The sequence below is a fragment of the Pseudomonas syringae genome, from assembly GCF_021606685.1.
GTDB lineage: Bacteria > Pseudomonadota > Gammaproteobacteria > Pseudomonadales > Pseudomonadaceae > Aquipseudomonas > Aquipseudomonas syringae_R.
In genome coordinates this window covers 1-21,620 of record NZ_WKCB01000089.1, presented here as the reverse complement: position 1 = coordinate 21,620, position 21,620 = coordinate 1, and the positions used below count along the sequence as shown (strand labels likewise).

The 21,620-nt window shown below is 60.7% G+C and carries 21 protein-coding genes; 13 read left to right on the top strand and 8 right to left on the bottom strand.

The features are described 5' to 3' along the window. Positions 1 to 143: 143 nt before the first annotated feature. The 5 genes from GIW02_RS23685 to GIW02_RS23665 all read right to left on the bottom strand — a co-directional run bounded on the left by GIW02_RS23685 (position 144) and on the right by GIW02_RS23665 (position 4,605). Positions 144 to 2,195 (bottom strand): bifunctional diguanylate cyclase/phosphodiesterase, encoded by a 2,052-nt coding sequence (locus GIW02_RS23685; protein ID WP_236412895.1) that lies wholly within the window; start codon positions 2,193 to 2,195, stop codon positions 144 to 146. Between the two features lie 202 nt (positions 2,196 to 2,397). Continuing rightward, on the bottom strand, positions 2,398 to 2,640 hold the full coding sequence (locus tag GIW02_RS23680) for a hypothetical protein (protein ID WP_236412893.1): 243 nt from the start codon (positions 2,638 to 2,640) through the stop codon (positions 2,398 to 2,400). A 147-nt stretch (positions 2,641 to 2,787) separates the two neighbouring features. After that, the gene (locus GIW02_RS23675; protein ID WP_017125974.1) at positions 2,788 to 3,384 is read right to left on the bottom strand and encodes a superoxide dismutase; all 597 of its coding nucleotides are present in this window, start codon (positions 3,382 to 3,384) and stop codon (positions 2,788 to 2,790) included. A 178-nt stretch (positions 3,385 to 3,562) separates the two neighbouring features. Further along, a complete protein-coding gene (locus GIW02_RS23670; protein WP_236412891.1) occupies positions 3,563 to 4,162 on the bottom strand; it encodes a LysE/ArgO family amino acid transporter in 600 nt (199 codons plus the stop codon). Between the two features lie 2 nt (positions 4,163 to 4,164). Continuing rightward, a complete protein-coding gene (locus GIW02_RS23665) occupies positions 4,165 to 4,605 on the bottom strand; it encodes an ACT domain-containing protein (RefSeq protein WP_236412880.1) in 441 nt (146 codons plus the stop codon). 100 nt (positions 4,606 to 4,705) lie between these two features. On the opposite strand from GIW02_RS23665, the gene GIW02_RS23660 reads away from it, so the two are divergent. The 10 genes from GIW02_RS23660 to GIW02_RS23615 all read left to right on the top strand — a co-directional run bounded on the left by GIW02_RS23660 (position 4,706) and on the right by GIW02_RS23615 (position 15,838). Beyond that, positions 4,706 to 5,599, top strand: coding sequence for a LysR family transcriptional regulator ArgP (locus tag GIW02_RS23660; protein WP_236412878.1), 894 nt, complete (start codon positions 4,706 to 4,708; stop codon positions 5,597 to 5,599). A 52-nt stretch (positions 5,600 to 5,651) separates the two neighbouring features. Continuing rightward, positions 5,652 to 6,650 (top strand): NAD-dependent epimerase/dehydratase family protein, encoded by a 999-nt coding sequence (locus tag GIW02_RS23655; protein WP_236412876.1) that lies wholly within the window; start codon positions 5,652 to 5,654, stop codon positions 6,648 to 6,650. A gap of 127 nt (positions 6,651 to 6,777) precedes the next feature. Then, positions 6,778 to 7,623 (top strand): ATPase, encoded by an 846-nt coding sequence (locus tag GIW02_RS23650; RefSeq protein ID WP_236412874.1) that lies wholly within the window; start codon positions 6,778 to 6,780, stop codon positions 7,621 to 7,623. Positions 7,624 to 7,808: 185 nt separating this feature from the next. After that, complete coding sequence (locus tag GIW02_RS23645; protein WP_236412864.1) at positions 7,809 to 9,068, top strand: D-mannose isomerase; 1,260 nt, start codon at positions 7,809 to 7,811, stop codon at positions 9,066 to 9,068. Positions 9,069 to 9,172: 104 nt separating this feature from the next. Next, positions 9,173 to 10,459 carry an ABC transporter substrate-binding protein gene (locus tag GIW02_RS23640; protein ID WP_236412862.1) on the top strand — a complete coding sequence of 429 codons (1,287 nt, stop codon included), beginning with the start codon at positions 9,173 to 9,175 and terminating at the stop codon, positions 10,457 to 10,459. Between the two features lie 88 nt (positions 10,460 to 10,547). After that, positions 10,548 to 11,456 (top strand): carbohydrate ABC transporter permease, encoded by a 909-nt coding sequence (locus tag GIW02_RS23635; protein WP_135289393.1) that lies wholly within the window; start codon positions 10,548 to 10,550, stop codon positions 11,454 to 11,456. Beyond that, positions 11,449 to 12,294, top strand: a complete 846-nt coding sequence (locus GIW02_RS23630; protein WP_236412853.1) for a carbohydrate ABC transporter permease — start codon at positions 11,449 to 11,451, stop codon at positions 12,292 to 12,294. Before GIW02_RS23635 ends, GIW02_RS23630 begins: the two co-directional genes overlap by 8 nt. Positions 12,295 to 12,296: 2 nt before the next feature. After that, positions 12,297 to 13,457, top strand: a complete 1,161-nt coding sequence (locus GIW02_RS23625; protein WP_236412851.1) for a sn-glycerol-3-phosphate ABC transporter ATP-binding protein UgpC — start codon at positions 12,297 to 12,299, stop codon at positions 13,455 to 13,457. 85 nt (positions 13,458 to 13,542) lie between these two features. Beyond that, positions 13,543 to 14,889: a carbohydrate porin gene (locus GIW02_RS23620; RefSeq protein WP_236412850.1), complete on the top strand. Its 1,347-nt coding sequence runs from the start codon at positions 13,543 to 13,545 to the stop codon at positions 14,887 to 14,889. A gap of 103 nt (positions 14,890 to 14,992) precedes the next feature. Continuing rightward, positions 14,993 to 15,838, top strand: a complete 846-nt coding sequence (locus tag GIW02_RS23615; protein WP_236412848.1) for a D-hexose-6-phosphate mutarotase — start codon at positions 14,993 to 14,995, stop codon at positions 15,836 to 15,838. A 114-nt stretch (positions 15,839 to 15,952) separates the two neighbouring features. Here the strand turns inward: GIW02_RS23615 and GIW02_RS23610 are convergent, their stop codons facing one another. Then, positions 15,953 to 16,813 carry a MurR/RpiR family transcriptional regulator gene (locus tag GIW02_RS23610; protein WP_170039859.1) on the bottom strand — a complete coding sequence of 287 codons (861 nt, stop codon included), beginning with the start codon at positions 16,811 to 16,813 and terminating at the stop codon, positions 15,953 to 15,955. Positions 16,814 to 17,032: 219 nt separating this feature from the next. Here GIW02_RS23610 and zwf point away from each other — a divergent pair, with 219 nt between their 5' ends. Genes zwf through GIW02_RS23595 form a run of 3 tightly spaced genes read left to right on the top strand, consistent with a single transcriptional unit; the run spans position 17,033 to position 19,882 of the window. Then, positions 17,033 to 18,499, top strand: a complete 1,467-nt coding sequence (gene zwf / locus GIW02_RS23605; RefSeq protein WP_025858439.1) for a glucose-6-phosphate dehydrogenase — start codon at positions 17,033 to 17,035, stop codon at positions 18,497 to 18,499. Beyond that, positions 18,486 to 19,199, top strand: coding sequence for a 6-phosphogluconolactonase (gene pgl, locus GIW02_RS23600; RefSeq protein ID WP_236419659.1), 714 nt, complete (start codon positions 18,486 to 18,488; stop codon positions 19,197 to 19,199). Before zwf ends, pgl begins: the two co-directional genes overlap by 14 nt. Positions 19,200 to 19,216: 17 nt before the next feature. After that, positions 19,217 to 19,882, top strand: coding sequence for a bifunctional 4-hydroxy-2-oxoglutarate aldolase/2-dehydro-3-deoxy-phosphogluconate aldolase (locus tag GIW02_RS23595; RefSeq protein WP_026067364.1), 666 nt, complete (start codon positions 19,217 to 19,219; stop codon positions 19,880 to 19,882). 202 nt (positions 19,883 to 20,084) lie between these two features. On the opposite strand, the gene GIW02_RS23590 is transcribed toward GIW02_RS23595, so the two are convergent. Both GIW02_RS23590 and GIW02_RS23585 read right to left on the bottom strand, forming a co-directional pair. Continuing rightward, the gene (locus GIW02_RS23590) at positions 20,085 to 21,260 is read right to left on the bottom strand and encodes an aminotransferase class V-fold PLP-dependent enzyme (protein WP_236418956.1); all 1,176 of its coding nucleotides are present in this window, start codon (positions 21,258 to 21,260) and stop codon (positions 20,085 to 20,087) included. An 11-nt stretch (positions 21,261 to 21,271) separates the two neighbouring features. Continuing rightward, entirely contained in the window at positions 21,272 to 21,508 is a 237-nt protein-coding gene (locus GIW02_RS23585) for a DUF3820 family protein (RefSeq protein ID WP_236422107.1), read from the bottom strand. Between the last annotated feature and the right edge of the window lie 112 nt (positions 21,509 to 21,620).

The window sequence follows — 21,620 nt, the reverse complement described above, 5'->3', positions numbered from 1 at the left end:
TGCCCGCGTTAGGTTGCGAAGCAGTCTTGAACCTATTCCTGCAACGAAAACGGGGCTTGGAGGGGGGCGCTTCGCGCCCCAACGCGGGCAAGCCCGCTCGCCACAACAAGCCCGCCCGGCACAAGAACCTTGGGTTTACCACTTCAAAGAATTGCCGCGTTACTGCGCTCGGACTGCTTCAGGAAAGCCGCCAACTCCCGCGCCGGCAAAGGTTTGCTGTAGTGGTAACCCTGACCTTCATGGCAGCCTTCGGAGATGATGTAGGCCTCCTGTTCGACGGTTTCCACGCCTTCGGCGATCACCTGCATGCCCAGGCTTTTACCGAGTTGGATAATGGCGCGCACGATGGTCGCATCGTCGTCGTTGTCGAGCAGGTCCTGGACGAAGCTCTTGTCGATCTTGATCTTGTCCAGGGGCAGGCTTTTCAGATAGCTCAGGGATGAATAGCCGGTGCCGAAATCATCAATCGCAATCAATGCACCGGAACGGCGCAGGCTCAACAGGTGCTGGGCGGCGGTGCTGATGTCTTCCATCAGGCCGGTCTCGGTCACTTCCAGCTCCAGGCTGCGCGGCGGCAGGCGGTAGATCTGCATCAGGTTGTTGACCACCCGCGGTAATTCGCTGTGGTGCAACTGCACGGTCGACAGGTTGACCGCCATGCGCAGGTCGGTGAAGCCCTGGTCGTGCCATTCTCGCAATTGTCGGCAGGCCTGGTCCAGCACCCATTCGCCAATGGCAATAATGGTGCCGTTCTGTTCTGCCAGCGGGATAAAAAGGTCGGGCGGCACCAGGCCGTGTTCCGGGTGCTGCCAGCGTAGCAGCGCTTCCACGCCGACGACGCGGTGGTCGCGGTAGCTGATCTGCGGCTGGTACACCAAGTGGAACTGGTTGCGGCTGAGGGCGTCGCGCAGGTCCTTTTCCAGCTCGCGACGGCGGCGCATTTCACTGTCGACGCTGGCGATATAGAACTGATAGCGGTTGCGCGAACGGCTCTTGGCCAGCGTCATGGTCTGTTCGGCTTTTTGCAGCAGCTTCTCGGTGCTGTCGCCGTCTTCCGGGAACAGGGTGATGCCGATGGTGGCGCGCAGGCGGATTTCCTCGTGGTCGAGGGCGAACTCCGCTTCCAGGTCGTCCAGGATGCTCTGCGCCAGCTCGGCCGCTTCGTAGGGTTGATCGATATCGGCTTGTACCAGCGCGAACTGGTCGCCGCCCAGGCGGGCCAGCGCGCCGAGGCGGCCACTGTGGGCGCGCAGGCGGTCGGCCAGGGCCAGCAGCAATTTGTCGCCGGCCTGGTAGGTGAACTGCTCGTTGACGCTCTTGAAGTCGTCGAGCCCCACGCACAGCACGGCCACGCGCCGTTGTCGGCGGCCAGCGTCGATGAGGATCTTGTCCAATTGCTCCTGCAGTTTCTGGCGGTTCGGCAGGCCGGTCAGAAAGTCGTATTGGGCCATGCGCAGCAGGCTGCTTTCGGCTTCATGGCGCAGGTGGGTATTGCGCTCGATGGATTCGAGCAACTGGTTCGCCGTATTGATCCACAGCCCCAGTTCGTTGCGCTCATGGCCCTTGAGTTGCGGGATCTTGTGTTCGCTGGGCCGGTCGGGGTTGATCGAGGTCAGGTGCTCGATGATGCGCGACAGCGGCTTGGTCAGCAGCCAGTGATAGACCAGGTACAGCACCAGGCCCATGGCCAGGGCGCGCAGCACCCCGGAAATGAAGATGATCACCGAATTGACGATAAACCCCTGGCCATAAGTGGCCGTGTCGAGGGTGATGCTCAGGTCGCCGTAATACTCGCTGTACGGGCCTTTGCCGACCAGGGGCGTGGTGAAGGTGCGTTCCTGGCCCAGAATAAGGTCGGTCAGCCAGCGGCTGGGGGCTTGCTGCAACGCGCGGCTTTTCTCCGCCAGCATGGTTTCGTTGGGATGGCCGATGGACGCCATGCGCACCGCGTCATCCTGGAACAAGCCTTCAATGACCTGCATGCCCATCTCGCGGTCCAGGCTGTAGACGGCCTGGGTCGAGGGGTCGCGAAACATGTCGAGGATGCGCTGGGCATCACCGGCCACGGCCTGGCGCGTCTTGTAAACATCGAAGACGATCTGCGCCACGCTCAGCACAACGCCCACGATCAATGCCGAGAGCAGCACTACCCGTAGCAACTTCACCGACAAGCTGTTCTTGAGTTCCAGCTTCAAAGGGTCATTCCTTGTTCCATGCGGGTAGCCTCAATATGCCATGAGTATTGGCAATCTGGTGATGGCAGTCAAAGGAACATTAGGGTATCGGCGGGTTTGACCGGGAACTTGAGGCGGGGGGGACGTTGGGGCGAGGCGGATAGGCATCCGCCTGCCTGAGACACTCCGCGGGCTGCGGATATGCCGTGAGCTGACGTTGTCTTTACGACGTGTAATTGATGTTCACGTTGGTGTTAGTCGACTCGTGGCTCGCAAAATCCATACGATTCTTGTTGTGCATATCGTCGCCGGCAATCTTGTCTGGATTCTTCTCACCCTCTTTGTTGCCCGATTGCGCTTTGGCCATTTCACCGACCAATTTAACGACTTCTGTGGCGAGTTTCATGCCCTCTTGGACCATGCTACCCATACCGCCCATACCACCCATCAGTGCGCCAATTGACATAGTAATTTCTCCGACGTGTAAGAGAGGTTAATTCCTCACGTTGACTACGTGGCACCGTCTGCGCATTGAGTTCCACTGCCGAGCCACTATTGAACGCGCATAAAAAAACCCGGCAAATTGCCGGGCTTTTTTTACTGCAAGCGGTGCTTAGGCGGTGAAGGTCTTGCCTTCGAACTGCTCAGCCACGAACTTCCAGTTGACCAGGTTCCAGAACGCTTCCACATACTTTGGACGCACGTTGCGGTAGTCGATGTAGTAGGCGTGTTCCCACACGTCGCAGGTCAGCAGCGGGGTGTCGCCGCTGGTCAGCGGGTTGCCGGCGCCGATGGTGCTGGCCAGTGCCAGGGAACCGTCAGCCTTTTTCACCAGCCAGCCCCAACCGGAACCGAAGGTGCCGACGGAAGTCTTGGTGAACTCTTCTTTGAACTTGTCGAACGAACCGAAGGCTGCGTTGATCGCCTCAGCCAGTGCGCCGGTAGGTTGACCGCCGGCGTTTGGCGCCAGGCAGTTCCAGTAGAAGGTGTGGTTCCAGACCTGAGCGGCGTTGTTGAAGATGCCGCCCGAAGAGGACTTGACGATCTCTTCCAGGGTCTTGCCTTCGAACTCGGTGCCAGGCACCAGGTTGTTCAGGTTCACGACATAGGTGTTGTGGTGCTTGTCGTGGTGAAATTCCAAGGTTTCCTTGGAAATGTGCGGCTGCAGGGCATCGTGTGCGTAGGGCAGCGGCGGCAATTCGAAAGCCATGATGATTCTCCTAATCAGGTCAGTTGCGGTGAGCGCAAGGCCGATCACGGGCGGCCAAACAAGCGCCGGGGAGTTTGTACTCTTTGCGGCGCAGGGTCCGGATCATAGCACCGGGGGTGCGGCAAAACCACGCAACAACTGTGTGGGATAGAGGTTCCAGAGCGTTTTGGAATATTCGTCAGGCGCTGATCAGTTGGTAGGCCACGCTGAACATCATGACGGCCACCAGCAGGTCCAGAATACGCCAAGTCGCAGGGCGAGCCAGCCACGGCGCCAGCCATGCGGCACCGAGCGCCAGGGTGGCGAACCACAGGAAGGAAGCGCTGGCGGCACCGGCCACATAGGCACCCGGTTCGGTTTGTTGGGCGCCCAGCGAGCCGATCAGCAGGACTGTGTCGAGGTACACATGGGGGTTGAGCAACGTTACTGCCAGGGCGCTGAGCAACACGGCGCGCAATGAACGCACCTTGAAGTTATCGCCCTGTTCCAGGCTTTGTTTGGCCAATGCCCGACGCAACGCCAGGGTGCCGTACCACAGCAGGAACGCTGCGCCGCCCCACCGGGCGATGGCCAGCAGCAACGGGCTTTGCGCCAGCACCGTCGCCAGGCCGAATACCCCGGCCGCCACCAAGAGCGCGTCACAGATGATGCACAGTGCCGCCACGGGCAGGTGATGCTCCCGACGCAGGCTTTGTGCCAGGACAAAGGCATTCTGCGTGCCGATGGCCATGATCAACCCCAGGGCGACCAACAGGCCGTTCATATAGCTTTGCCACATAGTCAGTCTTCCCTGCCCACGTCCACGTCCGGGGTGTCGATCGCGCCAGCGTCTCGTGCCAATTGCCGCAACACGCTCATTGCCCGTTCACCATCGGCCAGTCCGACAAATATGTGGTCGTGGTAAAAACCGGCGATCACGTTGGCGCTGATTCCAGCGGCGCCCAGTGCGGTGGCGAAGGCGGCGGTCAGGCCCACCGCTTGCAGGGATGACTGCACGTTAAGGGTGATCCAGGCCATCACAAAGTCGAAGTCCAGACCGGCTGCCTGGGCTTGCGAGCGCTCAAGGATCAGCGTCAGTCCCTCCGCCTCACGGAAGCTGCCGATGATCGCGGCGCCGTCCGGGAAGAGGTCGCCGGGAACAGTCGAAAAAACGTACTCACCCGGGTTGAGTTGAGGGCTCATGCTGCGCAGCAGAATGTTCAGATCGGTTTCGCCAGTCATAGGGATATCCTTTAATTAAAGAAAACACGACGCTGGCCATTCTCTGGCACCAAGCGGTATAAGAAAAATCAATATAGCTCATCACTCATTAGGGAAACTGATGTTCGATTACAAATTGCTCTCCGCCCTTGCTGTGGTGGTGGAACAGGCCGGTTTCGAACGCGGGGCCCAAGTGCTGGGGGTCTCGCAGTCTGCAATTTCCCAGCGCATCAAATTGCTCGAAGCGCGCGTCGGCCAGCCAGTGCTGGTGCGGGCCACGCCGCCGACGCCTACCGAAATCGGCCGCCGTTTGCTCAACCATGTGCAACAAGTGCGGCTGCTGGAACGCGACCTGCAAAGCCAGGTGCCGGCGCTGGACGCGGAGGGCATGCCCGAACGCCTGCGCATCGCACTGAATGCCGACAGCCTCGCCACGTGGTGGGCCGAGGCGGTCAGTGGGTTTTGCGCCGAGCAGCATTTGCTCCTGGACCTGGTCGTGGAAGACCAGACGGTGGGCCTCAAACGCATGCGTGCCGGTGAAGTAGCCGCGTGCATTTGTGCGAGTGAGCGCCCGGTAGCCGGTGCGCGCAGCCTGTTACTCGGCGCCATGCGTTATCGGGCGTTGGCCAGCCCTGCATTTATCGCGCGGCATTTTCCGGGGGGCGTGCGCGCCGACCAACTGGCGCGCACGCCTGCGCTGGTGTTTGGCCCGGATGATTTCCTGCAGCACCGCTACCTGGCGTCGCTCGGTGTGGACGGTGGCTTCGAGCACCATTTATGCCCGTCGTCCGAAGGTTTTATCCGCTTGACCGAAGCTGGCCTGGGCTGGGGCCTGGTGCCCGAACTGCAGGTGCGCGAGCAGCTGCAACGCGGCGTGCTGGTGGAGTTATTGCCAGATAAGCCCATCGATGTGCCGTTGTACTGGCATCATTGGCGCAGTGGCGGGCAACTGCTGGGCTTGTTGACCGACCATCTGGCGCAGGCGTGCGGCCAATGGTTGGTGCCGTTGGAGTGATGGCGTGCGTCAAGGCAACAGCGATGAAAAATGAAAGAACACGGGGTAATGCATGAAAATTCTGGTCACCGGCGCAAGCGGCTTCATCGGCGGACGCTTCGCGCGTTTCGCCCTCGAGCAGGGCCTCGACGTGCGGGTCAACGGGCGGCGCGCCCAAGGTGTGGAACACCTGGTGCGGCGCGGCGCCGAGTTCATCCAGGGTGATTTGAACGATGCCGACCTGGTGCGTGAGCTGTGCCGCGACGTTGAAGCCGTGGTGCATTGCGCCGGTGCCGTGGGCTTGTGGGGCAAGTATCAGGACTTCCATCAAGGCAATGTGCTGGTGACGGAAAACGTCGTCGAAGCCTGCCTCAAGCAGCGGGTCGGGCGCCTGGTGCATCTGTCGTCGCCGTCGATCTACTTTGACGGGCGTGACCACCTCGGGCTTACCGAGGAACAAGTGCCCAAGCGCTTCAAGCATCCCTACGCCGCGACCAAATACCTGGCCGAGCAGAAGGTGTTCGGCGCCCAGGAGTTCGGCCTCGAAGTGCTCGCGCTGCGCCCGCGTTTCGTCACCGGCGCTGGCGACATGAGCATCTTTCCGCGCCTGCTGAAAATGCAGCGCAAGAACCGCTTGGCGATTGTCGGTGACGGCCTCAACAAGGTCGACTTCACCAGCGTGCACAACCTCAACGAAGCGTTGCTCAGCAGCTTGCTCGCCACCGGCTCGGCATTGGGCAAGGCCTACAACATCAGCAACGGCACGCCGGTGCCGGTGTGGGATGTGGTGAACTACGTGATGCGCCAGATGGACCTGCCCCAGGTCACGCGTTATCGGTCTTACGGTTTGTCCTACAGCGTTGCCGCGCTGAACGAGGCAGTCTGCGCCCTGTGGCCCGGGCGCCCGGAGCCGGCGTTGTCGCGCTTGGGCATGCAGGTGATGAACAAAGATTTCACGTTGGACATCAGCCGTGCCAGGCATTATCTGGATTACGAGCCCAAGGTCAGCCTGTGGACCGCCCTCGACGAGTTCTGCAGTTGGTGGAAAGCTCAGGACCCAGGGTTGAAATAAGCTCACAAGCAGCAACACATCGGGAACCGAATTCCGGGTTCCGGGTCGATCAGTGCGCCGGGCCGGCGGTTTATACTCCGTCGCTCGGCTTTACCGGTAGCCATCTCACCGATTCAGGGTTTGATTCATGCGTAACGATGCTAACGACGACTTCGACAACGTTCCCAGCCTGCGGGCCGACCTGGGAGACGACGATGATTTCGAGCCGACCCCCGCCACGTCGGTGCGCTCGCGCCCCACGCCGGTGGTCAAGGTCAAAAGCGCCAGCACCGGCCCGCTGTGGGCATTGGTCGGTGCGTTGCTGATCGCCTTTGCCGGCCTTGCCTGGTGGAGCTTCCAGCAGATCTCCCTGATGGGCCAGCAACTGGTTGCCACCCAGGAGAGCTTTGCGCGCATCAGCGAAGAAGCGGCGGGGCGCCTGCAGGATATTTCCGGCAAGGTCGTGGCCAGCGAGGCCAGCGTGAACAACGGCAGTGAAGCGCTGAAACTGCAGATCAAGCAGCTGGAAACCCAACTGCTGGAGCAGGGCAAGCAGCAAGTGGGCGTGGCCGGGCAGGCCACCGAACTGGACAAGCGCCTGGCGCAGATGACCGCCAGCACCACCGACCTGTCGAACGCCAACGCCAAGCTGCAAGGCCAGGTGCAAGCCCTGACCGATACCGTGGCGACCCTCAAGGCGGCGCAGGCCGACGCCGGCAAGCGCGACAGCGAGATCAAGGAGCTGACCGCCGACGTAGCGACCCTGAAGAAACAGGGTAACCCGAGCGCCGCTATCGCCCGTATCGAACAGGACCTGGTGGTGCTCAAGAGCGCGCAGGACAACCAACCGGCCAACAGCGATGCGCCGACCAATAAAGAGTTTGACGTGTTCCGCATCCAGACCACGCGCAATATCACCACCTTGCAGAGCCAGGTGCAGAGCCTGAGCCAGCAAATGAACGCGCCGGCACGGATCACGCCGCTCACCCAATAAGCGACACCGGGAACGAATGTGGGAGGGGGCTGGCTCCCACACTTTAAATGGTGGCCAGCAGTTTAAAAGGCTCGGCTGCAACGATTGTCACCATTCGGTGACATTTCCCATCCCCTTCGTTACTTGCCCCTCCCGTACCCTTGTTTAGACTCCCGTCATCCCACAAAAAATAATAAGGGCCACCCATGACCACGCAACCACTGCCTGCCAGCAGTTGGCTGAATGCACCTGCCCATCACGCCTGGCTCGCCGCGGAGGGCCAGCGGCTGCTGTCGTTCGCCAAGGCTGCGCGGCTGCCCGACGGCTTTGGCAACCTCGACGACAAAGGCCAATTGCCGGCCAATGCCCACGCCGAAACCATGAACACTGCGCGCATGACCCACAGCTTTGCCATGGCGCACGCCTTGGGCTTGCCGGGGTATGCCGACCTGGTGGCGCACGGCGTCGCGGCCCTGAGTGGCGCGCTGCGCGACAGCGAGCACGGTGGCTGGTTTGCCGCGCCCCATGCGGTCGATGGCAACCGTGGGAAGGCGGCCTACCTGCACGCGTTTGTCGCCCTGGCGGCCAGCTCGGCCGTGGTGGCCGGCGCCCCTGGCGCGCGCACTCTGTTGAACGACGCCATCCATATCATCGACCATTTTTTCTGGAGCGAGGAGGAGGGCGTGATGCTCGAGTCCTTCGCCCAGGACTGGCGCGGCGTCGAAGCCTATCGCGGCGCCAACAGCAACATGCACGCCACCGAAGCCTTCCTGGCCCTGGCCGATGTCACCGGCGAGACCCGCTGGCTGGACCGCGCCTTGCGCATCGTCGAACGCGTTATCCACACGCATGCCGCCGACAACCAGTTCATGGTGATCGAGCATTTCGACGCCCAGTGGCAACCTCTGTCTGGCTATAACGAAGATAACCCCGCTGATGGTTTTCGCCCCTACGGCATCACCCCTGGCCACGGGTTCGAGTGGGCGCGGTTGGTGCTGCACCTGGAAGCGGCGCGCCTGCAGGCCGGGCTTGTCACCCCGGATTGGCTGCTCACCGACGCCAAGGGCCTGTTCGCCAGCGCCTGCGAATACGCGTGGGCCGTGGATGGCGCCCCCGGCATTGTCTATACCCTGGACTGGAACCAGCGCCCGGTGGTGCGCGAACGCTTGCACTGGACCCACGCTGAAGCCAGCGCCGCTGCCCAGGCCCTGCTCAAGCGCACGGGCGAGTTGCATTACGAAACCTGGTACCGGCGCATCTGGGAGTTCTGCGAAACGCATTTTATCGACCGACTCCACGGCAGCTGGCATCACGAACTCAACCCGCATAACCAGCCCAGCAGCACCATCTGGGGTGGCAAGCCGGACCTGTACCATGCCTGGCAAGCGGTATTGCTGCCTGCGCTGCCGTTAGCGCCAAGCATGGCCAGTGCCATCGGGGCTGGGCGTTATGTCACCAACTGGTGACATTTGTGCATCCCTTTGTTACCTGCGCCTGAAAAATCCATGTTTAAACTCCGTGCAGCGCAAGCTCTAGACTTGCATGCATAACAACAAGAAAAGGTATTCAGATGAACGCGATTAATCGCCTCGCCGTCGCTATTTCCATTGCCTCGTTGTTTCCCCTGACCGCATTTGCCGCCGACTCGAAAGGGACGGTGGAAGTGGTGCATTGGTGGACCTCCGGCGGTGAAAAAGCGGCCGTGGATGTACTCAAGGCCCAAGTCGAGAAAGACGGCTTCACCTGGAAAGACGGTGCCGTCGCAGGCGGCGGTGGTGCTACCGCCATGACCGTGCTGAAAAGCCGTGCAGTCGCCGGCAACCCACCCGGCGTTGCCCAGATCAAAGGCCCGGACATCCAGGAATGGGCCTCTACCGGCCTGCTCGACGAAGACGTCCTGAAAGACGTCGCCAAGCAGGAAAAGTGGGATTCCCTGCTCGACAAGAAAGTCTCCGATACCGTGAAGTACGACGGTAACTACGTTGCCGTACCGGTCAATATCCACCGCGTGAACTGGCTGTGGATCAACCCGGAAGTCTTCAAGAAAGCCGGTATCACCAAGAACCCTACTACCCTCGAAGAATTCTACGCAGCCGGCGACAAGCTGAAAGCTGCGGGCTTTATTGCGCTCGCCCACGGCGGCCAGCCTTGGCAGGACAGCACGGTCTTCGAAGCCGTGGTGCTGTCGGTGATGGGGGCAGACGGTTACAAGAAAGCCCTGGTCGACCTCGACGACAAAGCCCTGACCGGCCCTGAAATGGTCAAGTCCCTGACCGAGCTGAAGAAAGTCGCGACCTACATGGACGTCGACGGCAAGGGCCAGGACTGGAACCTGGAAGCCGCCAAGGTCATCAATGGCAAGGCTGGCATGCAGATCATGGGCGACTGGGCCAAGTCCGAATGGACCGCCGCCAAGAAAGTCGCGGGCAAGGACTACGAGTGCGTAGCCTTCCCAGGCACCGACAAGGCCTTCACCTACAACATCGACTCCCTGGCGGTGTTCAAGCAGAAAGACAAAGGCACGTCTGCCGGTCAGCAGGACATTGCCAAAGTCGTGCTGGGTGAAAACTTCCAGAAGGTCTTCAGCATCAACAAGGGTTCGATCCCGGTGCGCAACGACATGCTCCATGAAATGGACAAGCTCGGCTTCGATTCCTGCGCCCAGACCGCTGCCAAAGACTTCCTGGCAGATGCCAAGAGCGGCGGCCTGCAACCCAGTATGGCGCACAACATGGCCACCAACCTGGCGGTACAGGGCGCGTTCTTTGACTTCGTGACCAACTTCATGAACGACCCGAAAGCTGACCCGGCTGCCGCTGCCAAGAAACTCGGCGCGGCCATCCAGTCTGCCAAGTAACGGTTAGCAGCACTGGCCTTTGTGGGGGACCCCTAGCCCCCACAAAGGCATGTTCGCGTAGTCCTTTTTCCCTGTATTGGATTTCCCCATGAGTTCTGTTGCTGTGTTCAGCAAAGCCTCGCCGTTCGATGCACTGCAGCGCTGGCTCCCCAAACTGGTGCTGGCGCCCAGCATGTTCATCGTGTTGGTGGGCTTCTACGGCTACATCCTGTGGACGTTTGTACTCTCGTTCACCACGTCTACGTTCCTGCCGAGCTACAAATGGGCGGGCCTTGCGCAATACGCGCGGTTGTTCGACAACGACCGCTGGTGGGTGGCGAGCAAGAACCTGGCGCTGTTCGGCGGGATGTTTATCGGCATCACCTTGGTCATCGGCGTGACACTGGCGATTTTCCTCGACCAGAAGATCCGTCGTGAAGGCTTCATCCGCACCATTTACCTGTACCCGATGGCGCTCTCGATGATCGTTACCGGTACCGCCTGGAAATGGCTGCTCAACCCGGGCATGGGCCTGGACAAACTCCTGCGTGACTGGGGCTGGGAAGGCTTCCGCCTGGACTGGCTGATTGACCCGGACCGCGTGGTCTACTGCCTGGTGATCGCCGCGGTATGGCAAGCCTCCGGTTTCATCATGGCGATGTTCCTCGCGGGCCTGCGTGGGGTGGATCAATCGATCATCCGTGCGGCCCAGATCGACGGCGCCAGCCTGCCGCGCATCTACTGGAGCGTGGTGCTGCCAAGCCTGCGTCCGGTGTTCTTCAGTGCGGTGATGATCCTGGCGCACATTGCGATCAAGAGCTTCGACCTGGTAGCGGCCATGACCGCCGGCGGCCCGGGCTACTCGTCCGACCTGCCTGCGATGTTCATGTACTCGTTCACCTTCAGCCGTGGCCAGATGGGTATGGGTTCGGCCAGTGCAATCCTGATGCTCGGTGCGATCCTCGCGATCATCGTGCCTTACCTCTACTCCGAGCTGAGGACCAAGCGTAATGACTAGTCTCGCTAACAAACCTGCCATCAGCCTGAGCCGCGTGGCGATCTACGCGGTGCTGATCCTCGCTGTGCTGCTGTACCTGGTGCCACTGGTGGTGATGCTGCTCACCAGCTTCAAGACCCCGGAGGACATCAGCACCGGCAACCTGCTGAGCTGGCCAACCGTGGTCACCGGCATCGGCTGGGTCAAGGCCTGGGGCACCGTGGATGGCTACTTCTGGAACTCGATCAAGATCACGGTTCCGGCCGTGCTGATCTCCACCGCCATCGGCGCGTTGAACGGCTATGTGCTGTCGTTCTGGCGCTTTCGCGGTTCGCAACTGTTCTTCGGCCTGCTGTTGTTCGGCTGCTTCCTGCCGTTCCAGACCGTACTGCTGCCGGCGTCGTTCACGCTCGGCAAGATGGGCCTGGCCAGCACCACCACGGGCCTGGTGTTTGTGCACGTGGTCTACGGGTTGGCGTTTACCACGCTGTTCTTCCGTAACTACTACGTGAGCATCCCGGATGCGCTGGTGAAGGCTGCACGCCTGGACGGTGCGGGGTTCTTTACCATCTTCCGTCAGATCATTTTGCCGATGTCGACGCCGATCATCATGGTCTGCCTGATCTGGCAGTTCACCCAGATATGGAACGACTTCCTGTTCGGTGTGGTGTTCTCCAGCGGCGACTCCCAGCCCATCACGGTGGCGCTGAACAACCTGGTCAACACCAGCACCGGGGCCAAGGAATATAACGTGGATATGGCGGCGGCGATGATCGCCGGGCTGCCGACCCTGCTGGTCTATGTGATCGCAGGCAAGTATTTCGTGCGCGGCCTCACAGCCGGCGCGGTCAAGGGGTAATCATGGCTACGCTTGAACTTCGCAATGTAAACAAAACCTATGGCGCCGGCCTGCCCGACACCTTGAAGAACATCGAACTGTCGATCAAAGAAGGCGAGTTCCTGATTCTGGTCGGCCCTTCGGGCTGCGGTAAATCCACGCTGATGAACTGCATCGCCGGCCTGGAAACCATCACCGGCGGCGCGATCATGATCGGCGACCAGGACGTCAGCGGCATGAGCCCCAAGGATCGCGACATCGCCATGGTGTTCCAGTCCTATGCGCTGTACCCGACCATGAGCGTGCGCGAGAACATCGAGTTCGGCCTCAAGATCCGCAAGATGCCCCAGGCGGAAATCGACACCGAGGTGGCCCGCGTGGCCAAGCTGCTGCAGATCGAGCATTTGCTCAACCGCAAGCCAGGCCAGCTGTCCGGCGGCCAGCAACAGCGCGTGGCCATGGGCCGTGCCCTGGCGCGTCGGCCCAAGATCTACCTGTTCGACGAACCCCTGTCCAACCTCGACGCCAAGCTGCGCGTCGAGATGCGCACCGAAATGAAGCTGATGCATCAGCGCCTCAAGACCACCACCGTGTATGTCACCCACGATCAGATCGAAGCGATGACCCTGGGCGACAAAGTGGCGGTGATGAAGGACGGCATCATTCAGCAATTTGGTACGCCGAAAGAGATTTACAACGACCCGGCGAACCTGTTTGTGGCAAGCTTTATCGGTTCACCACCCATGAACTTCGTTCCTTTGCGCCTGCAACGCAAGGAAGGTCGCCTGGTTGCGCTGCTCGACAGCGGTCAGGCGCGTTGCGAATTGGCGTTGAACATGAACGACGCCGGCCTGGAAGACCGTGATGTGATCCTGGGCCTGCGCCCGGAACAGATCGTGCTGGCGGCGGGTGAGGGCAACAGCGCGTCGAGCATTCGTGCTGAGGTCCAGGTGACCGAGCCGACCGGCCCGGACACGCTGGTGTTTGTGCAGCTCAATGACACCAAGGTCTGCTGCCGCCTGGCGCCCGATGTGGCACCGCAAGTGGGCGAGACGCTGACGCTGCAATTCGATCCGGCCAAGGTGTTGCTGTTCGACGCCAAGACGGGGGAGCGCCTGGGCACTGCTGCTTCAGTGCCGGCACAGGGGCATGCCGATAACGTGGCCCAGTTCAAAGGCCGCTAACGAAGATAAGTTGTTGTTTTAGATAAAAAAAGTAAACCGCGTTAGATAAAAACAGTTTAATAACAATAAAGACGAGGATGTAGGGATGAAAAAGCAACACAACAACACCCGGCTGATCTGCCAACTGTCAGCAGCAGCAGCCCTTGTACTGTCCGCCAATGCGATGGCGGCCGACGCGTTCAGTGCCGATTCCAAATGGATGACCGGCGATTGGGGCGGCGAGCGTACCAAGCTGATCGAGCAAGGTATCGACATCAAGGCTGACTACGTAGGGGAAATGGGCGCCAACCTGCGTGGCGGCTATGACAACGACAGGACCGGCCGTTACTCCGACCAGTTCGGGTTGGGCGTAGCGCTGGATCTGCAAAAACTGTGGGGCTGGGACAATACCCAGGCCAAGATCCAGTTGACCAACCGTAATGGCCAAAACATCTCCAACGACCGTATTGGCGACCCGCGTGCCGGCACGCTGAGTTCGTCCATGGAAGTCTACGGCCGTGGCCACATGGTGCGTCTGACCCAGTTCTGGATCCAGCACCAGATGTTCGACAATAAGTTGGACGTGAAACTCGGCTACTTCGGCGAAGGCGAAGACTTCAACACCTTCCCGTGCGACTTCCAGAACCTGTCGTTCTGCGGGTCCCAGGTCGGTAACTACGTCAACACCTGGTACAACTGGCCCGTCAGCCAGGCCGCTATCCGTGTGAAGTACAACATCACGCCTGAGCTGTATGCGCAAATCGGTGCCTACAACCAGAACCCATCGCAGCTGGAGCACGGCAACGGCTTCAAGCTCAGCGGCAGCGGCACCAAGGGTACTGTGATTCCGGTGGAGTTGGTCTGGTCGCCCAAGGTCAATAGCCTGCCGGGCGAATACCGTGTGGGTTACTACAAAAGTGCCGCCGATGCGGCCGACGTTCGTGAAGACGTGAACGGCAACGATGCGGCCACCACCGGTCAAGCCTACCGTACCCACAGCAGCAAGAAAGGCTACTGGTTCGTTGCGCAACAGCAACTCACCAGCCACAACGGCGACGCTTCCCGCGGCCTGAACATCGCGGCCAACGCCACCTTCCACGACAAGGAAACCAACCTGGTCGACAACTATCAGTCGATCATGCTGGTGTACAAAGGCCCATTCGATGCGCGTCCAAAAGATGACGTCGGTATTGGTGCTGCGCGTCTGCACGTCAACGATGACGTGAAGAAAAACGCCGAACTGCTCAACGTTGCCAATGGCGTGAACGACTACGACAACGCGCTGTTCTCGCCGATTCGCGAGACCGAGTACAACTTCGAAATCAACTACGGCTTCCACGTTACCAACTGGCTGACCGTGCGTCCCAACCTGCAATACGTTGTCCAACCGGGCGGCGTGGATAAAGTCGACAACGCGCTGGTGGCGGGCCTGAAAATTCAGTCTACGTTCTAACGCTGTTGCGATAAGCTCCTTCTCTCTGTGCGCATTTTGCGGGTAGCCATGGCTATCCGCTTTTTTTTGGGCAGCACTGTGATGATATTCAGGACCGTGGCACATGCATGAGCATCCGCTGCAACGCTTTTTCAAATCCCTGCGCGAGCGTCCGGTGTTCGCCTGGGAGCGCTTTCAGATGCGCGACGTGTTGGTGATCGACCATCCGCTGTGCCAGGCGGTGTTCAGTCGCCAGGGCGCGCAACTGTTGCACTTTCAGCCACGTGGCCAGAAACCCTGGTTGTGGTGCGCGGCCAAGTGGCCGCAAGTCGGCGCCATCCGTGGCGGCGTGCCGGTGTGCTGGCCGTGGTATGGCCGTCATCCCAGCGAAAACGCGTGGCCGTCCCATGGCTGGGCGCGGTTGATCGACTGGAAGCTGCTCGACAGCAGCACCGACGACGACGGCGTGCGCCTGCACTGGCAATTGCAGCTGTGCGACTGGCAGGTGGACCTGCACGCACACCTGGGCGATACCCTGGAACTGCGGCTGAGCACCGAGCATCAGGACGAGCTGCCATGCCAGCTGAGCCATGCTTTGCACGCTTACTGGCGTATTGGTCATGTTGATGAGATAGCGCTGTCTGGGCTCGACGGGGCGCAAGGTTATGACCAACTCAGTCGCCAGGCCTGCCAGCAGGAAGGCGAGCTACGGGTGGACGGCGGCTGTCAGCGGGTGTTCCAGCATGAGGGCGAGTTGCAGCTCAAGGACCACGCCTGGCAGCGCGAGCTGTGCATCGACACCGGCGACAGCGCCGACACCGTGGTGTGGCACCCGGGCAGCCGGCCGCTATTGGGCGTGAGCTTTAACGAGGCGTCGGGGTTTGTGTGTGTGGAGTCGGCGATGGCGGGGGCCAGTTTGGCGCCGGGGGAGAGGGCGCATCTGAGTTTGCAGGCGCGGGCTGGGGTTTAGTGGTGGGGCTGATGGCCCTATCGGGGGCAAGCCCCCTCCCACCTTTGGAATGCATTCCCCTGTGGGAGGGGGCTTGCCCCCGATGAGGCCAGTGAAGCCAACACACAACCTGGCTTAGTTAAACTCATCCCCCACCGGATACCGGCTGTCATTCAAGCTCTCTTTGATCTTGCGCAAATGCGGCTGGAAATCCACGCCACGGCGCAAGGTCATGCCGGTGGCCAGCACGTCCAGCACCGTCAACTGGATGATCCGCGAGGTCATCGGCATGTAGATGTCGGTGTCTTCCGGCAGCGGAATATTCAGGCTCACCGTACTGGCCTTGGCCAGCGGTGAGTTCTCGGCGGTTACGCCGAGTACCGATGCACCGTTTTCCCGGGCGATACGCGCCACTTCCACCAGCTCACGGGTACGCCCGGTGTAGGAAATAATCACGAACAGCTCGCCGGTATGCGCCACCGACGCGATCATGCGTTGCATCAGCACGTCGGCGTGGGCGGTGACCGCCAGGTTGAAGCGGAAAAACTTGTGCAGCGCATCCATGGCCACCGGCGCCGAAGCGCCCAGGCCGAAGAAGTGGATCTGCCGCGCCTGGATCAACAGGTCCACGGCCTTGCTGATCAGGGCCGGGTCCAGGGCCTGGCAGGCGCTGTCGAGAGAGGCGATGGCGCTGCCAAAGATCTTCTGCGTGTAGGCCTCAGGGTTATCATCGGCCTCCACGGCGCGGCTGACATACGCTGCGCCACTGGCCAAACTTTGCGCCAGCTGCAATTTAAGTTCAGGGTAGCCACTGACGCCGAACGAACGGCAGAAGCGGTTGACCGTCGGTTCACTGACCGAGGCGGCCTGGGCAAGCGCTGCGATGGAGAAGCGGGTCGCCTGCTGCGGGTTGAGCAGGATGACCTCGGCGACTTTTTTCTCAGCCTTGTTCAATTCTTCGAGGCGGTTCCGGATCTGTTCCAGAAGATTTCGCACGCGGTCCATTCAGTCTTTCCTTGAAGCGACGATGCAAATAAAGGGTAGCGACCAATCGATGAGTGGTCCTTGGCGGTGGCCTATCCTACTGAGGGTAGCTGAACACCACCACTCGGAATGCGTATTTCGGGAAAATGTTGTGGTTATTACTACATTTTTCCTTGAGTGATGCCTTGAAAAAAGGTATTTGTAGCTTAACTTGATAAAAGAACAAACATCATGCCTTCGATAACCGTAGAACCCTGCACCTTTGCCCTGTTTGGCGCCTTGGGTGATCTGGCGCTGCGCAAGTTATTTCCTGCCCTCTATCAACTCGATGGCGCCGCGCTCCTGCACGACGACACGCGCATCCTGGCCCTGGCCCGTGAAGCCGGTTCCGAGCAGCAGCACCTGGCCCACATCGAAAAAGAATTGCGTAAATACGTCGGCAAGGAGCTGGACGAGACCATCGCCCAGCGTTTCCTGGCGCGACTGACCTATGTTCACGTCGACTTCATGAAGGCCGACGACTACGTGGCCCTGGCGGAAATCGCCGGCACCGAGCAGCGTCTGATTGCCTACTTCGCCACCCCGGCGGCGGTGTATGGCGCGATCTGCGAGAACCTCTCCAAGGTCGGCCTGGCGGAAAACACCCGCGTGGTGCTGGAAAAACCGATCGGCTCGGACCTGGAGTCCTCGCGCAAGGTCAACGACGCCGTGGCGCAGTTTTTCCCGGAAAACCGCACCTACCGCATCGACCACTACCTGGGCAAAGAGACGGTGCAGAACCTGATCGCGCTGCGTTTCGCCAACAGCCTGTTCGAAACCCAGTGGAACCAGAACTACATCTCCCACGTGGAAATCACCGTGGCCGAGCAGGTCGGTATCGAAGGCCGTTGGGGCTATTTCGACAAGGCCGGTCAGCTGCGCGACATGATCCAGAACCACCTGCTGCAGCTGCTGTGCCTGATTGCCATGGACCCGCCGGCTGACCTGTCCGCCGACAGCATCCGTGACGAGAAGGTCAAGGTGCTCAAGGCCCTGGCGCCGATCAGCCCGGACGGCCTGACCACTCAAGTGGTGCGCGGCCAGTACATCGCGGGCTACAGCGCCGGCAAGCCAGTGCCGGGTTACCTGGAAGAAGAGAATTCCAACACCCAGAGCGATACCGAGACCTTCGTCGCCCTGCGTGCCGATATCCGCAACTGGCGTTGGGCCGGGGTGCCGTTCTACCTGCGCACCGGCAAGCGCATGCCGCAGAAGCTGTCGCAGATCGTTATCCACTTCAAGGAACCGTCCCACTACATCTTCGCCCCCGAGCAGCGCTTGCAGATCAGCAACAAACTGATCATCCGGCTGCAGCCGGACGAGGGTATTTCCTTGCGTGTGATGACCAAGGAGCAGGGCCTGGACAAAGGCATGCAACTGCGCAGCGGGCCACTGCAACTGAATTTTTCCGACACCTACCGCAGCGCGCGCATCCCGGATGCCTACGAGCGGTTGTTGCTGGAAGTGATGCGCGGCAATCAGAACCTGTTTGTTCGCAAAGATGAAATCGAAGCCGCGTGGAAGTGGTGTGACCAGTTGATCGCCGGGTGGAAAAAATCCGGTGATGCGCCCAAGCCGTATGCGGCGGGGTCCTGGGGGCCGATGAGCTCGATTGCACTGATCACGCGGGATGGGAGGTCGTGGTATGGCGATATCTGAATTGAAACTGCCTCAGGGCGTAACACCCCATGAGTACCGCACGCCGGTACTGTTGGCCGAAGGCTTGGCCCTGGATGTGGCCGAACAACTGCGCGCGGCCATCAGTGCGCGTGGCGAGGCAACCCTGGTGGTGTCCGGTGGCCGCAGCCCCGTGGCGTTTTTCCAGCACCTGGCCAAGCAAGGCCTGGACTGGTCCAAGGTCACTGTGACCCTGGCCGATGAGCGCTGGGTGCCGGTTGAGCACGCCGACAGCAATGCCGGCCTGCTCAAGCAACACCTGCTGCAAGGCCCGGCGGCCAAGGCCAGGTTCCTCAGCCTGTACAGCGCCGCCGCCAACCTTGAAGACGCTGCCGAGCAGGCCGACCGCCTGCTGGCCGAATTGCCGGCGATTGATGTGCTGGTCCTGGGCATGGGCGATGACGGTCACACCGCCTCGCTGTTTCCCAATAGCCCCAACCTTGCCCAAGCGCTGCAGCCCGACGGTACTCGCCGTTGCTGGCCAATGCTCGCGCCGACCGTGCCGCACCAGCGCCTGACCATGAGTCGCGCGTTGCTGGCTACGGCCACCTACACCGTGCTGTCGATTTCCGGCAGTTCGAAATTGACCACCTTGAGCGCCGCGCTGGCCAGTGACGACGTTGCTGCCATGCCGATTCGCGCGTTTTTGCAACCTACATTAGAGATTTACTGGTGCCCATGAGCCAAGGATCAGCCGCTATGAAAAGCCCTCAACCGACCGTGTCCATGGCGGATAAAGTTGCCCTGATCGACAGCCTCTGCGCCAAGGCGCGGATCCTGCCGGTGATCACCATCGCTCGCGAACAGGACATCCTGCCGCTGGCCGATGCCCTGGCAGCCGGTGGTTTGACCGCGTTGGAAGTGACCCTGCGTTCCGAGTTCGGCCTCAAGGCCATTCAGGTACTGCGCGAGCAACGCCCTGAACTGTGCACCGGCGCCGGCACCGTACTCGACCGTCATATGCTCGAAGCGGCGGAAGTGGCGGGCTCGCAATTCATCGTCACCCCCGGCATTACCCGCGATTTGCTGGAAGCCTCGGTGCACAGCCCGATCCCGCTGCTGCCAGGCATCAGCAATGCCTCGGGCATCATGGAAGGCTATGGCCTGGGCTACCGCCGCTTCAAGCTGTTCCCGGCGGAAGTCAGCGGCGGCGTGGCGGCTATCAAGGCCCTTGGCGGCCCGTTCGGCGAAGTGAAATTCTGCCCGACCGGCGGCGTCGGCCCGGCCAACATCAAGAGCTACATGGCGTTGAAAAACGTGATGTGCGTGGGCGGTAGCTGGATGCTCGACCCGGAGTGGGTCAAGAACGGCGACTGGGCGCGCATCCAGGAAGTTACCGCGCAGGCGCTGGCGCTGCTGGACTGATCTGATTCATCGAATCGTTGTTGCTGTGCTTAACGGCATTTTTGCGGTGCACTTGGTCGGTGTACCGCTTTTTTTTGCCTGCAAAAACCTCGAAACCAACATGGGGCAAATGTGGGAGGGGGCTTGCCCCCGATGGCAGTGGGTCAGTGACAGATTGATTCACTGACACGCCCTCATCGGGGGCAAGCCCCCTCCCACATTTTTAGTCTGCGTTCAGCTGGGTAATCGCGTTGACCAATACATTGATATCCGCCGCTGATGTCACCAACCCCGGCGTCACCCGAATGCACGTGCCAAACGCCGCCCCCGTGCGCGTGGTGGTAAACACGTCGTAGTCCTTGAGCAACCGATCCACCATCACCTGCTGATCGCGCCCGCTGAACTTGAACGCCGTAATGCCGCAATACAACCTCGGATCATCCGGCGTTAGCACCTCAATGCCGGGTAATGCCCGTACCTGGCTCACCCACAGGTCGCGCAAATAATTGACCCGCGCTCCTTTGGCGGCGGCGCCACCCAATTGCCGATGCTCTTCCAGCACCAGCGGCAAGGTCATCAATGCCGGGAAATTCGGCGTGCTGTAGGGCGTGCGCGCACGCACATCGGTAGCGGGGTAGTGGAACTCGCCCATGTCCGGGTCGATATCGGCCAGGCGCTCCGGGGCGATATACAGGAAGCCCAGGGTCAGTGGTGCGCCGATCCATTTATGCAGGTTGAAACCGGCGAACTGGATGCCCAGCTGAGCGAGGTTGAAGTCGATATGGCCCAGCGCGTGGGCGCCGTCGAGGATCACGTCCACGCCGTGTTCACGGGCGGCCTGGGCGATGGCCTCGACGGGCATGACCAGGCCGGTGCGATGGGTCACGTGGGTCAGCGCCATCAGCTTGAGGCGCGGGTACTGCGCGAACGCCTCGCGATAGGTCTGCAGCAGGCTGTCGAAACTGGCCGGATGGGTGTGGGACAGTTCGATTACTTCCACGCCGCGATAGCCGGCCAACCAGCGCATAGCGCCTTTGACCGTGTCGTACTCCAGGTCGCTGATCAGCACCTGGTCGCCCGGTTGCAGGCCGTTGTAGTTGCGGATCAGCGATTGCAAGGCTTCGGTGGCGTTGCGGGTGAAGGCGACCGAATCGGGGTCGGCGTCAATCAGCGCGGCCAGCTGTTGGCGGATTTCGTCGTTCTGTCCCTGCTCGAAACGCTGGCGCACATGCAACGAGTTGCTGCGGTTGATAAACGCCACGTGTTCCAGGTACTGCGCCTGCACCTCGCGGCTCATGCGCCCGAAGTAGCCGTTTTCCAGGTTGATCGGGCCGGGTTCCAACGCATAGCGTTGGGCGATGGCTTGCCAGTGGTGCTCGTTATTTGCATTCCGTGGCATGGCAAGACTCTTTAATGGCGAGGGGCAGGTTTGCCGTGTTTGGCGCGCAGCGGTTCGAGCAGCTCGGACAGACCGTTGCTGTCGATTTCCTGCATCAAGGCCAACAACCCGCCCAGTTCACCGTGGGGTAAACCCTCGCGAGCGAACCAGTTCAGGTAGGGGCCGGGCAGGTCGGCGATGATCCGACCCTTGTATTTGCCGAAGGGCATTTCGCGGGTGATCAGCAGTTCGAGTTTTTCGGGATTCATGAAGGCTCAGGTGTTTGTATCGAGAGCTTGGAAAATACAGGCATTCTGCATGAAGGCCAAATGACAGATCATGCAAATAACGTACATACAAATGGTTCAATTTATCGTAAGT

Coding starts and splice junctions, on each gene's coding strand:
- GIW02_RS23640 (WP_236412862.1), top strand. CDS start 9,173: ATGAACGCGATTAATCGCCTCGCCGTCGCTATTTCCATTGCCTCGTTG.
- GIW02_RS23635 (WP_135289393.1), top strand. CDS start 10,548: ATGAGTTCTGTTGCTGTGTTCAGCAAAGCCTCGCCGTTCGATGCACTG.
- GIW02_RS23585 (WP_236422107.1), bottom strand. CDS start 21,508: ATGAATCCCGAAAAACTCGAACTGCTGATCACCCGCGAAATGCCCTTC.
- GIW02_RS23675 (WP_017125974.1), bottom strand. CDS start 3,384: ATGGCTTTCGAATTGCCGCCGCTGCCCTACGCACACGATGCCCTGCAG.
- GIW02_RS23595 (WP_026067364.1), top strand. CDS start 19,217: ATGAAAAGCCCTCAACCGACCGTGTCCATGGCGGATAAAGTTGCCCTG.
- GIW02_RS23665 (WP_236412880.1), bottom strand. CDS start 4,605: ATGACTGGCGAAACCGATCTGAACATTCTGCTGCGCAGCATGAGCCCT.
- GIW02_RS23615 (WP_236412848.1), top strand. CDS start 14,993: ATGCATGAGCATCCGCTGCAACGCTTTTTCAAATCCCTGCGCGAGCGT.
- GIW02_RS23630 (WP_236412853.1), top strand. CDS start 11,449: ATGACTAGTCTCGCTAACAAACCTGCCATCAGCCTGAGCCGCGTGGCG.
- GIW02_RS23660 (WP_236412878.1), top strand. CDS start 4,706: ATGTTCGATTACAAATTGCTCTCCGCCCTTGCTGTGGTGGTGGAACAG.
- GIW02_RS23590 (WP_236418956.1), bottom strand. CDS start 21,260: ATGCCACGGAATGCAAATAACGAGCACCACTGGCAAGCCATCGCCCAA.
- pgl (WP_236419659.1), top strand. CDS start 18,486: ATGGCGATATCTGAATTGAAACTGCCTCAGGGCGTAACACCCCATGAG.
- GIW02_RS23625 (WP_236412851.1), top strand. CDS start 12,297: ATGGCTACGCTTGAACTTCGCAATGTAAACAAAACCTATGGCGCCGGC.
- GIW02_RS23650 (WP_236412874.1), top strand. CDS start 6,778: ATGCGTAACGATGCTAACGACGACTTCGACAACGTTCCCAGCCTGCGG.
- GIW02_RS23670 (WP_236412891.1), bottom strand. CDS start 4,162: ATGTGGCAAAGCTATATGAACGGCCTGTTGGTCGCCCTGGGGTTGATC.
- GIW02_RS23655 (WP_236412876.1), top strand. CDS start 5,652: ATGAAAATTCTGGTCACCGGCGCAAGCGGCTTCATCGGCGGACGCTTC.
- GIW02_RS23680 (WP_236412893.1), bottom strand. CDS start 2,640: ATGTCAATTGGCGCACTGATGGGTGGTATGGGCGGTATGGGTAGCATG.
- GIW02_RS23620 (WP_236412850.1), top strand. CDS start 13,543: ATGAAAAAGCAACACAACAACACCCGGCTGATCTGCCAACTGTCAGCA.
- zwf (WP_025858439.1), top strand. CDS start 17,033: ATGCCTTCGATAACCGTAGAACCCTGCACCTTTGCCCTGTTTGGCGCC.
- GIW02_RS23645 (WP_236412864.1), top strand. CDS start 7,809: ATGACCACGCAACCACTGCCTGCCAGCAGTTGGCTGAATGCACCTGCC.